This is a genomic window from Amycolatopsis minnesotensis (genome assembly GCF_039529815.1).
In the GTDB taxonomy this organism is placed as follows: domain Bacteria; phylum Actinomycetota; class Actinomycetes; order Mycobacteriales; family Pseudonocardiaceae; genus Amycolatopsis; species Amycolatopsis minnesotensis.
The window spans coordinates 1-18,009 of the sequence record NZ_BAAANN010000050.1; the positions used below are offsets into that span (position 1 = coordinate 1).

At 71.0% G+C, this 18,009-nt stretch carries 16 protein-coding genes, 1 pseudogene and 1 riboswitch; of the genes and pseudogenes, 10 read left to right on the forward strand and 7 right to left on the reverse strand.

Going from position 1 to position 18,009, the window contains the following annotated elements:
* Positions 1 to 382: pseudogene (locus tag ABD256_RS39150) on the reverse strand (dolichyl-phosphate-mannose--protein mannosyltransferase); the annotation flags it as partial.
* Between the two features lie 83 nt (positions 383 to 465).
* Here ABD256_RS39150 and rsmI point away from each other — a divergent pair.
* Positions 466 to 1,308, forward strand: coding sequence for a 16S rRNA (cytidine(1402)-2'-O)-methyltransferase (rsmI, locus tag ABD256_RS39155; protein ID WP_344430566.1), 843 nt, complete (start codon positions 466 to 468; stop codon positions 1,306 to 1,308).
* On the opposite strand, the gene ABD256_RS39160 is transcribed toward rsmI, so the two are convergent.
* Positions 1,288 to 1,821, reverse strand: a complete 534-nt coding sequence (locus ABD256_RS39160) for a QsdR family transcriptional regulator (RefSeq protein WP_344430568.1) — start codon at positions 1,819 to 1,821, stop codon at positions 1,288 to 1,290. The two genes, rsmI and ABD256_RS39160, sit on opposite strands and share 21 nt — an antisense overlap.
* Positions 1,822 to 1,844: 23 nt before the next feature.
* Here ABD256_RS39160 and ABD256_RS39165 point away from each other — a divergent pair, with 23 nt between their 5' ends.
* Complete coding sequence (locus ABD256_RS39165) at positions 1,845 to 2,804, forward strand: quinone oxidoreductase family protein (protein WP_344430570.1); 960 nt, start codon at positions 1,845 to 1,847, stop codon at positions 2,802 to 2,804.
* Here ABD256_RS39165 and ABD256_RS39170 read toward each other — a convergent pair.
* Positions 2,782 to 4,050 carry an aminodeoxychorismate synthase component I gene (locus ABD256_RS39170; protein WP_344430572.1) on the reverse strand — a complete coding sequence of 423 codons (1,269 nt, stop codon included), beginning with the start codon at positions 4,048 to 4,050 and terminating at the stop codon, positions 2,782 to 2,784. The two genes, ABD256_RS39165 and ABD256_RS39170, sit on opposite strands and share 23 nt — an antisense overlap.
* A gap of 54 nt (positions 4,051 to 4,104) precedes the next feature.
* Between ABD256_RS39170 and ABD256_RS39175 the strand changes: the two genes are divergently transcribed.
* Positions 4,105 to 5,094 (forward strand): glycoside hydrolase family 183 protein, encoded by a 990-nt coding sequence (locus ABD256_RS39175; RefSeq protein WP_344430573.1) that lies wholly within the window; start codon positions 4,105 to 4,107, stop codon positions 5,092 to 5,094.
* Positions 5,095 to 5,146: 52 nt separating this feature from the next.
* Here ABD256_RS39175 and ABD256_RS39180 read toward each other — a convergent pair whose 3' ends face one another.
* The 4 genes from ABD256_RS39180 to ABD256_RS39195 form a co-directional block, all read right to left on the reverse strand.
* Positions 5,147 to 5,761, reverse strand: a complete 615-nt coding sequence (locus ABD256_RS39180; protein WP_344430575.1) for a glycoside hydrolase family 25 protein — start codon at positions 5,759 to 5,761, stop codon at positions 5,147 to 5,149.
* Positions 5,762 to 5,848: 87 nt separating this feature from the next.
* The gene (locus ABD256_RS39185; protein ID WP_344430576.1) at positions 5,849 to 6,613 is read right to left on the reverse strand and encodes an ABC transporter permease; all 765 of its coding nucleotides are present in this window, start codon (positions 6,611 to 6,613) and stop codon (positions 5,849 to 5,851) included.
* The gene (locus tag ABD256_RS39190) at positions 6,603 to 7,577 is read right to left on the reverse strand and encodes an ATP-binding cassette domain-containing protein (protein ID WP_344430578.1); all 975 of its coding nucleotides are present in this window, start codon (positions 7,575 to 7,577) and stop codon (positions 6,603 to 6,605) included. The genes ABD256_RS39185 and ABD256_RS39190 overlap by 11 nt, the downstream gene beginning before the upstream one ends.
* 80 nt (positions 7,578 to 7,657) lie before the next feature.
* On the reverse strand, positions 7,658 to 8,245 hold the full coding sequence (locus tag ABD256_RS39195) for a PadR family transcriptional regulator (RefSeq protein WP_344430580.1): 588 nt from the start codon (positions 8,243 to 8,245) through the stop codon (positions 7,658 to 7,660).
* Positions 8,246 to 8,296: 51 nt separating this feature from the next.
* Between ABD256_RS39195 and metG the strand changes: the two genes are divergently transcribed.
* The 7 genes from metG to ABD256_RS39230 all read left to right on the forward strand — a co-directional run bounded on the left by metG (position 8,297) and on the right by ABD256_RS39230 (position 18,000).
* Positions 8,297 to 10,099, forward strand: coding sequence for a methionine--tRNA ligase (metG, locus tag ABD256_RS39200; protein WP_344430582.1), 1,803 nt, complete (start codon positions 8,297 to 8,299; stop codon positions 10,097 to 10,099).
* A 20-nt stretch (positions 10,100 to 10,119) separates the two neighbouring features.
* A complete protein-coding gene (locus tag ABD256_RS39205; RefSeq protein WP_344430584.1) occupies positions 10,120 to 10,956 on the forward strand; it encodes a TatD family hydrolase in 837 nt (278 codons plus the stop codon).
* Between the two features lie 364 nt (positions 10,957 to 11,320).
* Complete coding sequence (locus ABD256_RS39210; RefSeq protein ID WP_344430585.1) at positions 11,321 to 12,739, forward strand: resuscitation-promoting factor; 1,419 nt, start codon at positions 11,321 to 11,323, stop codon at positions 12,737 to 12,739.
* Positions 12,740 to 12,801: 62 nt separating this feature from the next.
* Positions 12,802 to 13,644: a 16S rRNA (adenine(1518)-N(6)/adenine(1519)-N(6))-dimethyltransferase RsmA gene (rsmA, locus tag ABD256_RS39215; protein WP_344430587.1), complete on the forward strand. Its 843-nt coding sequence runs from the start codon at positions 12,802 to 12,804 to the stop codon at positions 13,642 to 13,644.
* A gap of 208 nt (positions 13,645 to 13,852) precedes the next feature.
* Positions 13,853 to 13,942: riboswitch (SAM riboswitch) on the forward strand.
* A 215-nt stretch (positions 13,943 to 14,157) separates the two neighbouring features.
* Complete coding sequence (locus ABD256_RS39220; RefSeq protein ID WP_344430589.1) at positions 14,158 to 15,177, forward strand: methionine ABC transporter ATP-binding protein; 1,020 nt, start codon at positions 14,158 to 14,160, stop codon at positions 15,175 to 15,177.
* A gap of 77 nt (positions 15,178 to 15,254) precedes the next feature.
* On the forward strand, positions 15,255 to 16,220 hold the full coding sequence (locus tag ABD256_RS39225; RefSeq protein WP_344430591.1) for a 4-(cytidine 5'-diphospho)-2-C-methyl-D-erythritol kinase: 966 nt from the start codon (positions 15,255 to 15,257) through the stop codon (positions 16,218 to 16,220).
* A gap of 16 nt (positions 16,221 to 16,236) precedes the next feature.
* Positions 16,237 to 18,000: an ATP-binding cassette domain-containing protein gene (locus tag ABD256_RS39230; RefSeq protein ID WP_344430593.1), complete on the forward strand. Its 1,764-nt coding sequence runs from the start codon at positions 16,237 to 16,239 to the stop codon at positions 17,998 to 18,000.
* Positions 18,001 to 18,009 lie beyond the last annotated feature (9 nt).

The window sequence follows — 18,009 nt, forward strand, 5'->3', positions numbered from 1 at the left end:
TGCCCGCCAACGCGGGCACCACCCGCCACCCCCACCCGTTATAACCGAACACCAGCTCACCGACCGCGATCAACTGCTTCGCCAACGGCGGATGCACCACGAGCTCGTAACCCGCGTTGTCCTCGAAGCCCCCGTTGCGCAGCACCTGCCACGCCTGCGGGACGTAGTGCTTCTCGTCGAAGACGGGTGAGCCCTTGTCGGTGGGCACGCCGAGGTTCTGCAACCGGACGAACCCGCCGATCACCGTCAGCGCGATCGTCACCACCAGCGCGCGCACCCGATCCTGCGGCATCGGACTCCCCAGCAGCGCCGCCTCACGATCCGACGGCGGCCGCACCACCTCGGGATTGTCGCCGTGCGGGCGGGCCAGGGTCGCGGTCACGGGGCCTGATCCTAGATGCGCGGGCGTGAGTTCGTCGTCGGCCCGGGTGGGAAGGGGTGTCCGCGGTCTGCGACCGTAGGCGAATGGAAGCTGGACGGCTGGTGCTGGCCGCGACCCCGCTCGGCGACGTCGGGGACGCTTCCGCGCGCCTGACCGCGGCGCTGGCCGAGGCCGACGTGATCGCCGCGGAGGACACGCGGCGCCTGCGCGCGCTCACCCTGGCGCTGCGGGTGACGCCGACGGGCAAGATCGTTTCCTTCTACGAGGACGTCGAAACGGCGCGCCTGCCGAAGTTGCTGGAGTTCCTCCGCGACGGGCTGACCGTCCTGCTGGTGACCGACGCGGGCATGCCGAGCGTGTCGGATCCGGGGTTCCGCCTGGTCGCCGCGTGCGTCGAGGAGGACATCGCGGTCACCTGCCTGCCTGGCCCGTCCGCGGTGACCACGGCGCTGGCCCTGTCCGGCCTGCCGTGCGACCGGTTCTGCTTCGACGGGTTCGCGCCGCGCAAGCAGGGCGAGCGGGCGAAGTGGTTCGCCGAGCTGGCCCGCGAGCCGCGCACGGTGGTCTTCTTCGAGTCGCCGCACCGGCTCGCTTCGACGCTCGAAGACGCGGTGGCCGGCTTGGGCGGTGCCCGGCGGGCCGCGGTGTGCCGCGAGCTGACGAAGACCTACGAGGAGGTCCGCCGCGGCACGCTCGCCGAGCTGGCCCAGTGGGCGGCCGAGGGTGTGCGCGGCGAGATCACCGTCGTGCTCGACGGCGCCGCGCCGCGTGCCGTGCGGGTGGAGGACCTGGTCGGCGAGGTCGCCGAGCGGGTCGCCGCGGGTGAGCGGCTCAAGTCGGCGGCGGCCGAGGTCGCCGCGGCCACGGGGGTGTCGAAGAAGGAGCTGTACGACGCGGTGCTCGCGTCACGGGCCCAGCAGCGCTAGCACCGCCTGCCGCGCCTTGTCCGCGTCGGGCTCGCCGCCGGTGATCACGTCGGTGTAGATGAAGGACTCGGCGATGCGCACGACGAGGTAGGCGGCGTCCGCGACGGGCAGCGGCGGCACGTCGACCTCCTCGGCCAGCATCTCGGCCACCTTCGCGATGGTGCGCCGCTGCACCACGCTCGCCTTGGTGGTGAGCAGCCGCAGCGCGCGCTCGGGCTCGGTGCGGAGGAACCGCCGGAACGCTTCGTCGGCGTTGACCGTGCGGACGAAGTCGCCGACGGTGTTCGCGACCAGTTCGGTGCCGGAGCCGCGGCGCTCCTGCCGGTCGAACACGCGCTCGGCGAGCGACCACAGGATCTCCCCGAGCAGCTCGTCGCGGTTGCCGACCCAGCGGAAGAGGGTCGCCCTGCCGACGCCCAGCTCCTCGGCCAGTTCGCCCAGGTCGATCTTGCGGCCGCCGGAGAACCACGTCCGCGCGACGCGGAAGGCCTGCAGCGCGTCTGGTCGAGTCATGAGACATATCGTAGGGTCGTCTCATGCGAGCTGTACAGGTGACTGAATTCGGCGGTCCCGAGGTGCTCAACCTCGTCGAGCTGCCCGACCCGGAGCCCGGCGACGGCCAGGTGCTCGTCGAAATCGACCGCGTCGGCGTCAACTACGCGGACACCCACCAGGCCGAGAACAGCTACCTCTCGCCGAGCAGCCTCCCGCTCGTGCCGGGTGGCGAGGTGGTGGGCAGGACGCCCGACGGCAGGCGCGTGGTCGCGCTGCTCAACGGGGGCGGCGGGTACGCCGAGCGCGCGGTCGCCGACCTGCCGGTGGCGGTGGACGTGCCCGATGGCGTCGACGACACCACCGCGCTGTCGTTCATCGTGCAGGGCAGCACGGCGTGGCTGCTGCTGCGCAGGAGCACGCACCTCGAAGCGGGCGAGTCCGTGGTGGTGCACGCCGCGGCCGGTGGCGTCGGCAGCATCGCGGTGCAGCTCGCGAAGGCGTGGGGCGCCGGCCGGGTGATCGCGACCGCGAGCAGCGCGGAGAAGCGCGCGCTCGCGCTGGAACTCGGCGCCGACGTGGCGATCGACTCGCGGGCGGAGGACATGAAGGGCGCGCTGATCGAGGCCAACGGCGGCAAGCGCGTGGACATCGTGCTCGACATGACCGGCGGCACGGTCACCGACCAGAGCGTGGCCTCGCTGGCGCCGTTCGGGCGGCTCGGGTTCTACGGGATGGCGAGCCGCGAACTGCCGCAGGCGATCGGCCCGGGGTCGCTGCTCGCGCACAGCACGACGGTCGCGGGCATGTGGCTGCCGCACGTGTTTTCCTTGCCCGGCAACGTCTTCTCGCAGGCGATGGGTGAGCTGTTCGAGCTGGCCGCGGCGGGCACCGTGCGCGCGGTCGACGGCGGGGTGTACGGCCTGTCCGAGGCGCGCGCCGCACACGAGGCGCTGCGCTCGCGCGGCACCACGGGCAAGCTCACGCTTGACCCGTCCCGCTGACCGGCGGCGTGGCCAGGAGTTCTTCGAGCGTCGCGGCCTTGTGCAGGCATTCCTGCCATTCGGCTTCGCAGTCGGAGTCGGCGGTGATCCCGCCGCCGACTCCGAGCGAGACCGTGCCGCCGTGGATCTCCAGCGTCCGGATGGCGACGTTCAGTTCGAGGCCCGCGACCGGAGACACCAGCCCGATCGCTCCGGTGTAGACACCCCGCGCGACGGGCTCGAGTTCGGCGATCTCGTCGAGCGCGCGGATCTTCGGCGCGCCGGTGACCGAACCGGGCGGGAAGGTCGCGCGCAGCAGGTCCGCGTCGGTGACCCCCGCCGCGAGTCGTCCCTCCACAGTGGAATGAAGGTGCCAGACCCCCGGCGCGGGGCGCACCGCGAGCAGCTCCGGCACGCGCACGGTACCGATCTCGCACACGCGGCCGAGGTCGTTGCGCACCAGATCGGTGATCATCACGTTTTCCGCGACGTCCTTAGTGGACTCGCGAAGCCGTGCGGCGAGGTGGTCGTCCTGGGCGCCGCGCCGGGGGAGCGTGCCCTTGATGGGCGCCGACCGGACCGTTCTCCCGTGCCGGGAAAGGAAAAGCTCCGGCGACAGCGAGACGAGCGCGCCCCAGCCGCCGCCGAGGTAGGCGGCGCGGCGCGGGTGCCACCGGCGGATGCCTTCGGCGAACAGCTCGCGCGGCTCGCCGTCGAACGGGCCGGAGAATCGGCTGCACACGTTGGCCTGGAACAGCTCTCCGGCTTCGATGGCCTGCACGCAGTTCTTCACCGCGGTGCGGTGGTCGTCGGCGTGCGTGCGCCGCAACGACGACGGCGTCCACCCGGACGCCGCGGCCCGGCCGCCGAGCAACACGGCGTCGTACTTCGCCGCAAGCCCTGCCGGGGCTTCCTTCCCGTCGGGAACGAGTGCCTCGAACCACCACGTGCCGTGCTCGTCGAGGCGCAGCACGTGATCCGCCCATGCCCAGCGCTCGGCTGGAAGCGGCCCTCGCCGTCGTGACGGATCGGTCAGGTCGTAGGAGAAGTAACCGAACCAGCCGCCGCCGATCGAACCCGGCGCCGGGTCGCGGACGGCGGGCACCGGCAGCGCGAAGTCACTCGCGCGGGTGGGAGCGCCGAGGGCGGGTGCGATCACCGCGCGCGAGGAGAACCAGTCGCCGCTCAGCGCGGCGGGCGCGCCGAGCAGGAGCAACGCCTGTTCCGGCGACACGTCCGACCGCAGCTTCTCGCGCACCAACCGCATGGCGGTCATTCTCACCGAAGGCGGCGCCCGGCAGTAGCGCGTACGGTCGGCCACATGGTTCGAGTGATCGAAACGACACTGGTGGGCAGGGTGACCGGGCCCGGTTCGGTCAGCCGCACCGACGAGCTGTTCGGGATACACGGCACCGATCTCGGCATCGTGTGGGACGGCGGTGACGGCCGCCTGTTCGTCCTGTTCGGCGACACCTTCGGCGAGGGCTGGGGCGGTGACGGCGGCGGCCCGGACAGCGCCGACTGGCGGTGCAACGTGCTCGCCTTCTCCTCGACGCGCGACCTCGCGAACGGCATGACGCTCGACGGCGTGGTGCGGCGCGAGGACGGGCTCGCCGCGCAGGTGATCGAGCGCGACCCGAGGCCGGACGAGGTCACCGTGATCCCGAACTCGGGGATCTCGATCGACGGCAGGCAGTACGTGCACTACATGTCGGTGCGCGTGTGGGGCCCGCCGGGAAGGTGGCACACGAACTACGGCGGGATCGCGGTGTCGGAGGACTACGGTCGCACCTGGTCGAAGCCGGAGTCGGCGTGCTGGATCAACCGCGCCGAGCACGACCACCCGTTCCAGATCGGCGCGCTCGCCCGCGACGGCGACCACGTGTACCTCTACGGCACCACGAACGGCCGCATCGGCGGCGCGCACCTGGCGCGAGCGTCCACATCGGACATCCTGAAGGCGAACGCCTACGAGTACTGGACCGGCGAGGGCTGGGGCCGCGACCCGTTCCGGGCGGCCGAGGTGCTGCCGGGCAACGTCGGCGAGCTGGACGTCGCCTACAACGTCCACTTCGGACAGTGGATGGCGATGCACCTCGACGACCCGGCAGGCGTGGTGCGGCTGCGCACCGCGGACCGCCCGGAAGGCCCGTGGTCGGACGGGGACGTCGCCGCCTCCGGCGCGCAGTTCGGGCAGCTCTACGGCGGGTACCTGCACCCGTGGTCGCTGGACGGGGACGAGCTGTACTTCCTGCTCTCCCAGTGGGGCCCCTACAACGTCTTCCTGATCAAGGCGAAGCTCGCCCCCTGAGTGCTTTCCGCGATGCCCCTTCAGGGACTCGGCGACCCGTCGCCGAGTCGCGTCAGAGGAGCAGGTCGCTGAGGGTGAAGGGGTAGACGACGGCGTCGTGCCCCACCGGGCCCCTGATGCCGGGCACGTCCGCGGTGTTGCCGTGCTGGTGCACGCCGACGCGCGAGTGGAACCAGCCGGGGCGCCCCGGGATCCCGTTGTGCCGCGCCAGCCAGAGGATCACCTCGCCGTCGGCCCACTTGTCCGGGCTGAGCCGGTGCGCGAAGTAGTCGTGTCCGGCGTAGACGAGCACACGCTCCACTTTGGCCGAAGCGCGGACGAACTTGATCCACGCCTTGATGAACTTGTCGTCCACTCCCTCGGCGTCGATTTCCAGCGCGGGTGCGAGCGATCCGGGTGCGAACGCGCCGAGTTTCTTGGCGATGCGGACGAAGTGGTCCGCCTGGTCGTGCACGCCGCCCGGTCGCGCGAAGTGCCTCGCTCCCGTGTGGATCCCGGCTTCCTGCGCCCCGGTGACGTAGTGCTCGGCGATCGGGTCGCTCCAGTTGGCGCTTTCGGTGACGGTGATGGAGGCGAACCGGACGGGGGCGGCACGGACCGCGTGCCAGTTTTCCACCGTTTCCCGGCGCGACAGGTTGATGCCGCGCTCGCTTTCGGGTTCCGTCATCGACCACTCCGCCCTCACCGCGAAAGGCCACCCTACGTGCGACAACGTCGAGTGGCGTGATCTTTCGCGATTCAGGGGCGTGTCGTGTCAAGCGTTTTCGCGGCCGAACGTGCGCGCGCCCCACCACACGGCGAGCACCGCGAAGCCCACCGTGACGGCGCCTCCGACGAGTACCGGGCCCGAGGAGAAGTCGCCGTGGAACGCGCCGCGCAGCGCGGTCACGATGTGGCTGACCGGGTTCACGTCCGCGACGATCCGGAGCCAGCCCGGCGCGGTCGAGCCGTCGATCGGGATGAGGATCCCGGACAGCAGGATTACCGGCATCAGCACGGTGTTCATCAACGCGGGAAACGATTGCTCGCTCTTGAGCGTCAGCGCGAGCGCGTTGGAGCACGCGGCGATCGCCACGGCGAGCACGAACGTGATGAGCACGCTGACACCGAGCCCGGCCGGCGAGATGTCGAGCCGGAACACCAGGAGCGCGACCACGATGAGCAGCAGTGCCTGCACGGTCGCCTGCACGGCGCTGGCGAACACCTTTCCGAGCAGCAGGGCCAGCCTGCTCGCCGGTGTCACGCGAAGCCGTTCGACGACACCGGCGCGGTAGTCCGCGAGCAGGTCGAACCCGACGGTGATGCCGCCGAACAGCGCGAGCTGCGCGATCAGCCCGGGGGCGAGCAGGAGCCAGCCGTCCGACGAGGACAGTCCGCCTGCCGAGAGCACCCGCACGAACAGCGGGCCGAAGAAGAAGAGGTACAGCAGCGGCTGCGTGATCCCGATCAGCAGCCAGGCCGGGTTCCGCATCGCGGAGGCCATGTCACGCTGGAAGACCAGCCAGGTGTCACGCCACATTCGCGGCCTCCTGACCGGCGTCGCGAAGGCTGCGGCCGGTGAGGGCGAGGAACACGTCGTCCAGCGTCGGCCTGCGCACCGCCACGGACCGCAGGGTGACGCCGTCCGCGGCGAGCAGCCGCAGCAGCTCCGGCACCGCGGTGTCGCCCCGCGGGACGCGGAAGGCCACCGTGTCGTCCGAAGTAGACACCTCGTGCGCGCCGGGCAGTCCACTCGCGATCCCGGCCGTCGCGGCGACCGACTCCGGTGCCACGCCGACGGTCACGCCGTCGCCGGAGATCCGCGCCTTGAGCGAGTCCGGGCTGCCCTCGGCGACGATCCTGCCGTGGTCGAGCACCAGGATCCGGTCCGCGAGTGCGTCGGCCTCGTCGAGGTAGTGGGTGGTGAGGAAGACCGTCGCGCCGCGCTCGTCGCGGAGGCCGCGGATGTGCTCCCAGAGGTTGGCCCTGCTGTGCGGGTCGAGCCCGGTGCTCGGCTCGTCGAGGAAGACCAGCCCTGGGTCGTGGACGAGCCCGAGCGCGATGTCGAGCCTGCGCCGCTGGCCGCCGGACAGCGTTTTCGCCGCCCGGTCGCCGAGCCCGCCGAGGTCGAGGTGCGCGGACAGTTCGGCCGCCTTCGCCGCGGCGTCCGCTTTGGACATCCGGTGGAGCCTGCCCTGCAGGACCAGTTCGCCGGTGACGGTGGCTTCGGGCGACGCGCCGCCGCCCTGCGCGACGTAGCCGATGCCGCGGCGCACACCGGCGGGATCGGCGCGCAGATCGTGCCCCGCGACGGTCGCGGTGCCCCCGGTCGGGCGCAGGAGCGTGGTGAGCATGCGGAGCGTGGTCGTCTTGCCCGCGCCGTTGGGGCCGAGGAAGGCGACCAGCTCCCCGGCTTCGACGTCGAGGTCGACACCCCGGACGGCGTGCACTTCGGCGCGGCCGTGCCCGGCGAACCGCCTGGCGAGGCCGCGTGCGGTGATCATCGAAGATCCTCCTGGGTGATCAAATTTGACTAGTTGACGGGCGTGACTGTGCTCCGCCCGCTTCGATTAGTCAAGTTTGATTACTGGGGTGGCAGGCCGAACGCGGAGTCCGCGTCGTCGGCCATCACGTACTCGCCCGCTTCGAGGTGCTCGATGACGGTGCGGGTCCAGCGCACCCCGGTTTCCGCGTGCATCCGCCACAGGTCGTACAGCTCCCGCACGTGGGCGGGCTTGGGCGAGATGTCGGGGCCGGCACCGATCAGGTTCGCGCCGTGCAGTTCGGCCTCGGCGTGCGCGAGGTGGTGCCGCAGCAGGCCGATCGCGCGCTGCCGCGGCAGCGTGGTCAGGAACGTCATCCCGGCGCCGAGCTCGGGGCCGGGGTCCCGCGGGTCGGACAGCGCGCGCGTGAGCAGCACCTGGAACTCGGTTTCGCCGTCGTCGGTCAGCCGGTAGGCGAGCCGCTCCGGCCCGGCGTCACCCGGTTCGACGGCGACCTCGGCCAGCAGGCCCTGCGCGGCCATCTTCTTCAGCGCGTGGTAGATCGAACCCGGCTTGACGTTGGCCCACTTGTCCGCGGACCAGGTGAGCAGCTCGCGGCGCACCTGGTAGCCGTGTGCGCTGCCGTGCATGCGCACCACGCCGAGCACCAGCAACCTCGTCGCCGACATGGGACCTCCCAGCAGAAAACGCACGTGACGCCATCCGTAGGCTAAACAGGTATGAGCACCCCCGTTCTCACAGCGGTGGCCTGGCCGTACGCCAACGGCCCCCGCCACATCGGTCACGTGTCCGGATTCGGCGTCCCGTCCGACGTCTTCTCCCGCTACCAGCGAATGGCCGGCAACCGGGTGCTCATGGTCTCCGGTACCGACGAGCACGGCACCCCGATCACCGTCCAGGCGGACAAGGAAGGGCTGACCCCGCAGCAGACCGCGGACAAGTACACCCGCCAGATCGGCACCGACCTCGAGGGCCTCGGCCTCACCTACGACCTGTTCACCCGCACCACCACCGGCAACCACGCCGAGGTCACCCAGCAGATCTTCCTCGCGCTGAACCGCAACGGCTACGTGGTGCCGAAGACCACGCGCGGCGCGATCAGCCCGTCCACCGGCCGCACCCTGCCGGACCGCTACGTCGAGGGCACCTGCCCGATCTGCGGCTACGACGGCGCGCGCGGCGACCAGTGCGACAACTGCGGCAACCAGCTCGACGCGGCCGAGCTGATCAACCCGAAGTCGAGGATCAACGGCGAGACGCCGAAGTTCGTCGAGACCGAGCACTACTTCCTCGACCTGCCCGCGTTCACCAAGACGCTCGGGGACTGGCTGTCCACCAAGACGGACTGGCGCCCGAACGTCCTGAACTTCACCAAGAACCTCGTCGACGACATGCGGCCGCGGCCGATCACGCGCGATATCGACTGGGGCGTGAAGGTCCCGCTCGACGGCTGGCGCGACCAGCCAATGAAGCGGTTCTACGTCTGGTTCGACGCGGTGATCGGGTACTTCTCGGCGAGCGTCGAGTGGGCGCGCCGCTCCGGGAACCCGGACGCGTGGCAGGAGTGGTGGAACAACCCCGACGCCCGCATGTACAACTTCATGGGCAAGGACAACATCACCTTCCACGCCCAGATCTGGCCCGCGCTGCTGTTCGGGCACAACGGCGAGGGCGACCGCGGCGGCGAGGCCGGCAAGTACGGGCGCCTGCACCTGCCGGACGAGATCGTGTCCAGCGAGTTCCTCACCATGAGCGGGTCCAAGTTCTCCACCTCGCGCGGCACGGTGATCTACGTGCACGACTTCCTGCGCGAGTTCGGGCCCGACACGCTGCGCTACTTCATCGCGGCGGCCGGCCCCGAGACCCAGGACACCGACTTCACCTGGGAGGAGTTCGTCCGGCGGACCAACTTCGAGCTGGCCAACGAGTGGGGCAACCTGGTCAACCGGTCGATCTCGATGGCGCACAAGAACAACGGCGGCGTGCCGAGGCCCAACACGCTCCAGCAGGCCGACCACGACCTGAAGGCGCTCTCCGCGAAGGCGTTCGAGACGGTCGGCGGGCACCTGGCGCGGTCGCGGTTCAAGCAGGGCATCGGCGAGGCCATGCGGCTCGTCACGGCGGCGAACCGGTACATCTCCGACCAGGAGCCGTGGAAGCTCAAGGACGGTGAGGAGAACAGGGCGCGCCGCGACACGATTCTCCACACCGCGCTGCAGGTCGTCTCGGACGCCAACACGCTGCTGACGCCGTTCCTCCCGCATTCGGCGCAGAAGGTGCACGAGGCGCTCGGCGGCACCGGGGTGTGGGCCGCGCAGCCGGAGCTGAAGGAGGTCGAGGACCTCGACATCGCCGGCCGGGTCAACCCGATCCTGACCGGCGACTACGCCGGGGAGCAGGCGACATGGGCCTCCCAGCCGCTCGAGGTCGGGCGTCCGCTGGAGAAGCCGACCCCGCTGTTCTCGAAGCTCGACCCCGGTCTCGGCGAGACGGGACCGGAGTGGGCGCCGATTGAGCGGTGACGACCGCAGGGAGAACACCCATGAGCGCTAAGAAGCGGGAACGGCCGCCGGTGCCGGAGATCCTGCCGGCGCCGGTGGTCGACTCGCACACCCATCTCGACGCCTGCGGCGCGGAAACCGCCGCCGACGTGGCCGTGCTCCTCGATCGCGCCGAGTCGGCGGGAGTCACCCGCGTGGTCACCGTCGCCGACGACATCGAGTCCGCGAAGTGGGTCGTCGACGCGTCCACTTGGGACTCGCGGGTGTTCGCCGCGGTGGCCGTGCATCCCACGCGCACCAAGGACTTCGACGACGCGCAGCGGTCCGGAGTGGAGCGCCTGGCGCGCGCGGAGCGAGTGGTCGCGGTCGGCGAGACCGGGCTCGACTACTACTGGGACTACTCGCCGCCGGACGCGCAGCAGGACGCCTTCAGGTGGCACATCGACCTCGCGAAGCGGGTCGGCAAGCCCTTGATGATCCACGACCGCGACGCGCACGAGGACGTGCTCAGGATCCTCGAAGAAGAGGGCGCGCCGGACGACGTGGTGTTCCACTGCTTCTCCGGCGACGCCGAGATGGCGCGGCGCTGCGTCGATGCGGGGTACGTGCTGTCGTTCGCCGGGACCGTGACCTTCAAGAACGCATCCACATTGCGAGAATCGGCGCGTTTTGTGCCGCGCGGGCAGTTCCTCGTCGAGACCGACGCGCCGTTCCTGACCCCGCATCCGTTCCGCGGCGCGCCCAACGAGCCCTACTGCACCGCCTACACCGTGCGCAACCTGGCTGACCTGCGGGAAGAGCCGGTCGAAATGATCGCGAACGCCGTACGGGAGACCGCCGAGCGGGTATTTCGACTGCCCACAGTGACACGGGGTTGAACGCGTTGCGACATTCGTGGCGGGGCAATCGACCACTCGGTGGAGTGACTAAGGTCACGACATTCCGGGGGGTGTTTGCGCAACCCCGGGGTCTTCGTTACTGTCCCGTGATCGTGCCGGGTGTTGGTTCCGCAGTGAGCCACGGCCGGGACGCCCACAGTCACGTCAGTGCACGTCGGGGAAGTGGTGCCGGGAGTTTTCGCCCGGCCGCCACGAGGGATGGCGCTGACTGCGGGAGTCGGGAACAGGGCGCGCGCCTGCGCGCCGCACGTGAAGGTGCCGGACAGATCGTCCCGGACCTGATGTGAAAGGGATCGACCCTGTGACTGGTATCCGTAGGCGGGCTGAAGCGCGTCGCGACGCCATGGAAGACACCTTCGCTGGTGGTGGCGTAGGCACGCTGGAGCGGCCCGACGAGGACTCCGTCTTCTCCGACGACCTGCACGTGACCCGGCAGGACGTCTTCGCCGCGCTCGGCCCCGACGCCGGCGACATGATGGCCGAGGCCGATGTCGACGTCGACGAGCTGATCCGGCTGATCAACGCCGAGACCACGCTGCTGCCGCCGATCGTCATCCCGGACGAGGTGTCCGCCGACCGCGTCGGCCAGGAAGTCGGCCAGGAAGCGGCGCTGGAGCTGGACGAGCCCGCCGAAGACCCGCTCGTCTCGGCGACCAGGACCTGGAAGAAGCGCTTCCTCAAGGGCGCCGTGCTCGCCATGCTCATCACCATCACCGGTGGCGGCGCCGCCGCGCTGGCGATGAACAAGAGCGTCACGGTCGACGTCGACGGCGCGCAGCAGACCGTGCACAGCTTCGGCGACACCGTCGGCGAAGTCCTGAAGGACGCGGGCCTGTCGGTCGGCGCGCACGACTCGCTCTCCCCGTCCCCGCAGGCGGCGGTCGGCGACGGCGGCGTCATCCGCCTCGAGCGCGGCCGCAAGCTGACCCTCGTGGTCGACGGCGCGCCCAAGGAATCCTGGGTCCGTGCGAACAGCCTCGGCGAGGCGCTCGGCCAGCTCGGCATGAGCAACCTCACCAAGCCCGGCACCTGGTTCTCCATGGGCCAGGACGCCTCGCTGCCGCTCGACGGCGCGACGGTCGAGGTGAAGACCCTCAAGAACATCACCCTCTTCGACGGCGACAGCGCGCCGAAGAAGCTCACCACGACGGCGGTCACCACCAAGGAGTTCCTCGGTGAGCTGAAGCTGTCGCTCGGCCCGGAGGACGCCGCGGAAGGCGGCCTCGGGTTCAAGCTGATCGACGGCGCCGAGGTGCACCTCAGCCGCACCGGCGTCTCGGTGGTCAACGCCGAGGAGACCATCGACCCGCCCGTGCAGAAGGTCGATGACCCGACGCTGGAAAAGGGCAAGACGACCGTCCAGGACCCCGGCACGCCGGGCAAGAAGATCGTCACCTACCGGGTCACCAAGAAGAACGGCGCGGAGACCGGCCGCGAAGAGATGTCCACCAAGGTGGTCACCGAGGCCAAGCCGAAGATCATCAAGGTCGGCACCAAGGCCGCGCCGGAGCCCGAGATCAGCGACGGCGACAAGTGGGACCGCATCGCCATGTGCGAGTCGCACGGCAACTGGGCCATCAACACCGGCAACAGCTACTACGGCGGCCTGCAGTTCGACGCGGGCACCTGGCGGGCCTACGGCGGCACCCAGTACGCCCCGCTGCCGCACCAGGCCAGCAAGGCTCAGCAGATCGCGGTCGCCACGAAGGTCCGCGACGCGCGCGGCGGCTACGGCGCCTGGCCGAACTGCGGCGTCAAGTAGTTCTCTGCTTCAACCGGGGGCGGCCGATATGGCCGCCCCCGGTTTTTTATAGGCTGGCGTTTGTGACTCACCTGCTCGGGCCTGCCGAGATCCGGCGGCTGGCTGCCGAGCTGGACGTGCGGCCGACGAAGAAGCTCGGGCAGAACTTCGTGCACGACCCGAACACCGTGCGCCGGATCGTCGAACTCGCCGGGGTCGGCGCGGACGACGTGGTGCTGGAAGTGGGGCCTGGGCTCGGCTCGCTCACCCTCGGGCTGCTGGACTCCGGTGCCCGCGTGGTCGCCGTCGAAATCGACCCGGTGCTGGCCGGACGGCTTCCAGCGACGGTTTCCGAGCACGCCGCCGAATCCGTCGACCGCTTCAGCGTGCTCACCGCCGACGCCCTGCGCGTGCGCGCCGCCGACCTGCCGCACGAGCCGACCGCGCTCGTGGCGAACCTGCCGTACAACGTCGCCGTGCCCGTGGTGCTGAACCTGCTCGCGGAACTGCCGTCGTTGCGGCGCGGGCTGGTGATGGTGCAGACCGAGGTCGCCGACCGGATGGCGGCGGGCCCCGGCAGCCGCACCTACGGCGTGCCGAGCGTGAAGCTGGCCTTCTACGGCAGCGCGCGGAAGGTCGCGCCGGTGCCGCGCGCGGTGTTCTGGCCGGTGCCCAACGTGGATTCCGCGCTGGTCGCCTTCGAGCGCTCCGGCGCCGAACCATCCACTGTGGACCGTGGCCGATTGTTCGCGGTGATCGACGCGGCGTTCGCGCAGCGCCGGAAGACCCTGCGCGCCGCGCTCGCGTCGTGGGCGGGCTCCGCCGACCGCGCCGGTGAAATCCTGGCCGCGGCGGGCGTCGACCCGCGTACTCGCGGTGAACAGCTCACCGTCGACGACTTCGCCCGGATCGCCGCCGCCCGCTGATCGCCCGGGCCGCACGCCCCGAAGGCCACCTTCGGAGACTTGCGCGCCCCGGCCGCCAACAAGCGCCCGCCGAGCCCCGCGTAGTCAAGAGCCACCTTCGGGGACGTCCTGGCTACCCCCTGCGCTGGACAAACCCGCCGGTAGCGACCGTCCGTGTGATCTGGGCTAAGAAACTTGCCTCGGACCCACCTGATCGGGTCTACTCATAGGGCCATCCCGAGCGACTGAGAGACCTGGCTCGCCGAAGTCGCAGCAACCACCCCCGCGGGGCAGGTGCTACAGCCAGGACCGATGGAGGAACCAGCTGTGTACCGCTCGCGAATGCTCACCCGGCGCCGCGTAGTCGATGAAGGCCGCCGCACGGTCAGTGCATGTCAAAGCTCCCTGTGACACCCGCCTGACGCGTCTGGAATTTCGCCTCTTTCCCTAGAACCGTGCCGTCCGAAGTGGACGGTCATGCGGTGCCGGTTTGCGCGCCCTCGACAGGGCGCCGCGCCACGCCATGGAGCACTCGTGATCACTGTAGAAAACGTCAGCAAGTCCTTTCCCGGCACCACCGCCAGCGGGTCGCCCGTACTGGCGCTGCGCGACGTCAACGTCGAGATCAGCGCGGGCGCGCTGTACGGCGTCGTCGGGGCGGCCGGGTCCGGCAAGTCGACCCTCGCCAGGTGCATCGCGCTGCAGGAGCGGCCCGACCGCGGCGTCGTCCGCCTCGACGGCCTCAACACCGCTTCCCTCGACGGCAAGCGGCTGCGCGAGGTCCGCCGCCAGGTCGGCGTGGTCGGCGCACGCCAGGAACTGCACGCCGAGCGGACCGTCGCCGGCAACGTCGCGGCACCGCTCGAACTGCTCGGCCTCGACGGGCCGCAGCGCAAGAGCAGGGTCGGCAAGCTGCTCGACCTCGTCGGCCTCACCCAGCGCGCCGCGCAGCGCCCCAGCGAGCTGACCGTCGGCCAGCAGCGCCGGGTCGCGGTGGCGCGCGCGCTCGCCGCGAGCCCGGCGGTGCTGCTCGCCGACGACCCGACCGCGGGGGTCGCGCCGGAGGAGACCGGCGCCGTGCTGACCGTGCTGGACCGTGCGCGCGCCGAACTCGGCGCGACCGTGCTGGTCACCACGCAGGAGGCGTCGGTCGTGCGCCGCGTGTGCGACGAGATCGGCGTGCTGGAGGACGGCAGCATCACCGAAAGCGGGTCCGTGCTCGACCTGCTGGCGGACCCGTCGAGCCGCACCGCGCGCTCGCTGCTGCCCGCGATCGAGACCACGCCGGCGCAGGTGGCGAAGTACGACCGCTCGGTCGACATCGTGCTGGTCGGCTTCGCCGCCGTCGGCGCGCTGCTGCCGGAGGCCTCGGCCAGGTTCGGCGTCGAGCTCGCCACCATCGGCGGCGGCCTCACCAGGGTCGGGGACACGCCGGTCGCGCGGTTCCGGCTCGGCCTGCGCGGCGAGCAGGCGGACGCCGCGATGGCGTGGATCAGCGAGCGCGGCGGTCACGTCACGCACACCGCGCGCGGTCCGCAGGGCGTCGCGGCCTGAGGGTGATTCGGGACCGTTACCACCCGCTCCCGTGGTGGTAGCGGTCCTCACCCTGTGGTGCCAAGTACGCTGGGACCGTGCTCGCCGTTGTTCCCCCACCAGTCACCGTCAGGGTGCCGTCGAAGATCAACCTGCATCTTTCGGTCGGTGATCTGCGCAAGGACGGCTTCCACGAGCTGATCACGGTTTTCCACGCGCTTTCCCTCACCGACGAGGTGACGGTGGCGGCGGCGGAGGACCCCGGCATCGAGGTCTACGGCGAGGGCGAGGGCTCCGTCCCGACGGGTGCGAACAACCTCGCCTGGCGCGCCGTGCAGGCGCTCGCCGGGTACGTGGGCAAGGACGGCGGCGAGCCGAAGGTGCGGGTCGTGCTCCGCAAGGGAATCCCGGTCGCGGGCGGCATGGCCGGCGGCAGCGCCGACGCGGCCGCGACCCTCGTCGGCCTCGCGTCGCTGTGGAAGCTCGACATCGGCCGTGACGATCTCGCCGAAATCGCCGCGAAACTCGGCAGCGACGTGCCGTTCGCGCTCTACGGCGGCACCGCGCTCGGCACCGGGCGCGGCGAGCGGCTGGTGCCGGTGCTGTCCCGCCACACCTTCCACTGGGTGCTCGCCTTCGACCAGCGCGGCCTGTCCACGCCGCGGGTCTTCGGCGAGCTCGACCGCCTGCGCGCGGACGGCGACCCGCCGCGCGTCGGCTCGCACGCGCCGGTCGTGGAGGCGCTGGCCTCCGGCGACCCCCGGCAGCTCGCCCTGTTGCTCGGCAACGATCTCCAGGCCGCCGCCGTCTCGTTGCGCCCGGGGCTGCGCCGTACGCTGCGCGCCGGGGTCAACGCGGGCGCGCTGGCAGGCACGATCTCCGGTTCCGGCCCGACGTGCGCGTTCCTGTGCGCCGACGCGCAGTCCGCGCTCGAGGTGGCCGCGGAACTGGCGGGCGCGGGCGTGTGCCGCACCGTGCGGGTCGCGCACGGGCCGGTGCCCGGCGCCAGGCTCGTCGGCGGGGACGACCTGCCGCGGTCGACGCCGCCGCAAGTACACGCGTGAAAGGCGTCGCAGTTCGATGGTGAACCTGATCAATCTCGAAGCCGTGAGCAAGTCCTACGGGGTGCGGCCGCTGCTGGACGCCGTCTCGCTCGGGGTCGGTGAGGGCGAGCGGATCGGCGTCGTCGGCCTCAACGGGGGCGGGAAGACGACGCTGCTGGAAGTGCTCTCCGGGATCGAGCCACCGGATTCCGGCCGGGTGAGCCGGATCAACGGCCTGCGGATCGCGGTGGTGACGCAGCGGACCGAGCTCAAGGGCGAGACGGTGCGCGAAGCCGCACTGTCCGCGTACGGCGCCGAGCACGAGTGGGCCGCCGACGCCCGGGTTCGGTCCATTGTGGAGGGACTCGGCCTTTTGGGGCTGGGTCTGGATTCCTCGACCGCGAATCTGTCCGGAGGGGAGCGTCGCCGGATTTCACTCGCCGCCGCGCTCGTCGGCGATCTCGATCTCGTGGTGCTCGACGAGCCGACCAACCACCTCGACGTGGAGGGCGTGCGCTGGCTCGCCGACCACCTGCTCGCCAGGCGTACCGCGCTCGTCGTCGTGACGCACGACCGCTGGTTCCTCGACACCGTCTGCGGGCGGACGTGGGAGGTCGTCGGCGGCCGCGTCGAACAGTACGAAGGCGGTTACGCGGACTGGGTCTTCGGGCGCGCGGAGCGGGCGAGGCTCGCGGCGAGCGCGGAGGAGAAGCGGCAGAACCTGGCGCGCAAGGAACTCGCGTGGCTGCAGCGCGGCGCGAAGGCGCGGACGTCGAAGCCGCGCTACCGCATCGAAGCCGCCGAAGCGCTGATCGCGGACGTGCCGCCGCCGCGCGATTCGGTGGAACTGGCCGCGTTCGCCCGCAGGCGGCTCGGGAAGACCGTGCTGGAGATCGAAGACGCCACGCTGAAGGCAGGCGAGCGGGACCTGCTCGACCACGTGACGTGGCGGGTCGGGCCGGGTGACCGGATCGGGCTGGTCGGCGTCAACGGGTCCGGCAAGACGACGCTGCTCAAGCTCCTCGCGGGGGAGAACGAGCCGAGCACGGGCAAGCGGATCGAGGGCAAGACCGTCCGATTGGGACACCTCACCCAGGAACTCGAGGACCTGCCGGGTGAACTCCGCCTCCTGCAAGCCGTCGAGGACGTCGCGGGCAGGGTGGTGCTCGGCAAGCAGGAGCTGTCCGCCTCGCAGCTCGCGGAGAAGCTGGGGTTCCCGGCCGCGCGCCAGTGGACGCCCGTCGAGGACCTCTCCGGTGGCGAGCGGCGGCGGTTGCAGCTCACGCGCATCCTGATGGCGGAGCCGAACGTGCTGCTGCTCGACGAGCCGACGAACGACCTGGACATCGACACCCTGCAGCAGCTCGAAGACCTGCTCGACTCCTGGCCGGGGACGATGGTCGTGGTCTCGCACGACCGGTACCTGACCGAACGCGTCTGCGACACCGTGGTCGCGCTCTTCGGCGACGGCCGGATCACGCACCTGCCCGGCGGCATCGAGGAGTACCTGACGCGCCGCCAGAACGCGCTCGCCCCGGCGCCGGGCCAGGCCGCGCCGAAGCAGCCTGCCGCGGCGAAGGCGAGCGCGGCCGACCGGCGCGCGGCGAGCAAGGACCTCGCGCGCCTGGAGCGCAAGCTCGACCAGTTGCACGCGAAGGAAACCAAGCTGCACGAGGCGCTCGCCGCCGCCGCGACCGATCCCGACCGCCTCATCGAGCTGAACACCGAGCTGAAGACGGTGCTCGCGGAGAAGGACGAGGTCGAGGAGAAGTGGATGGAGATCTCCGAGGCCGCGGAGTGAGGCGTTCGG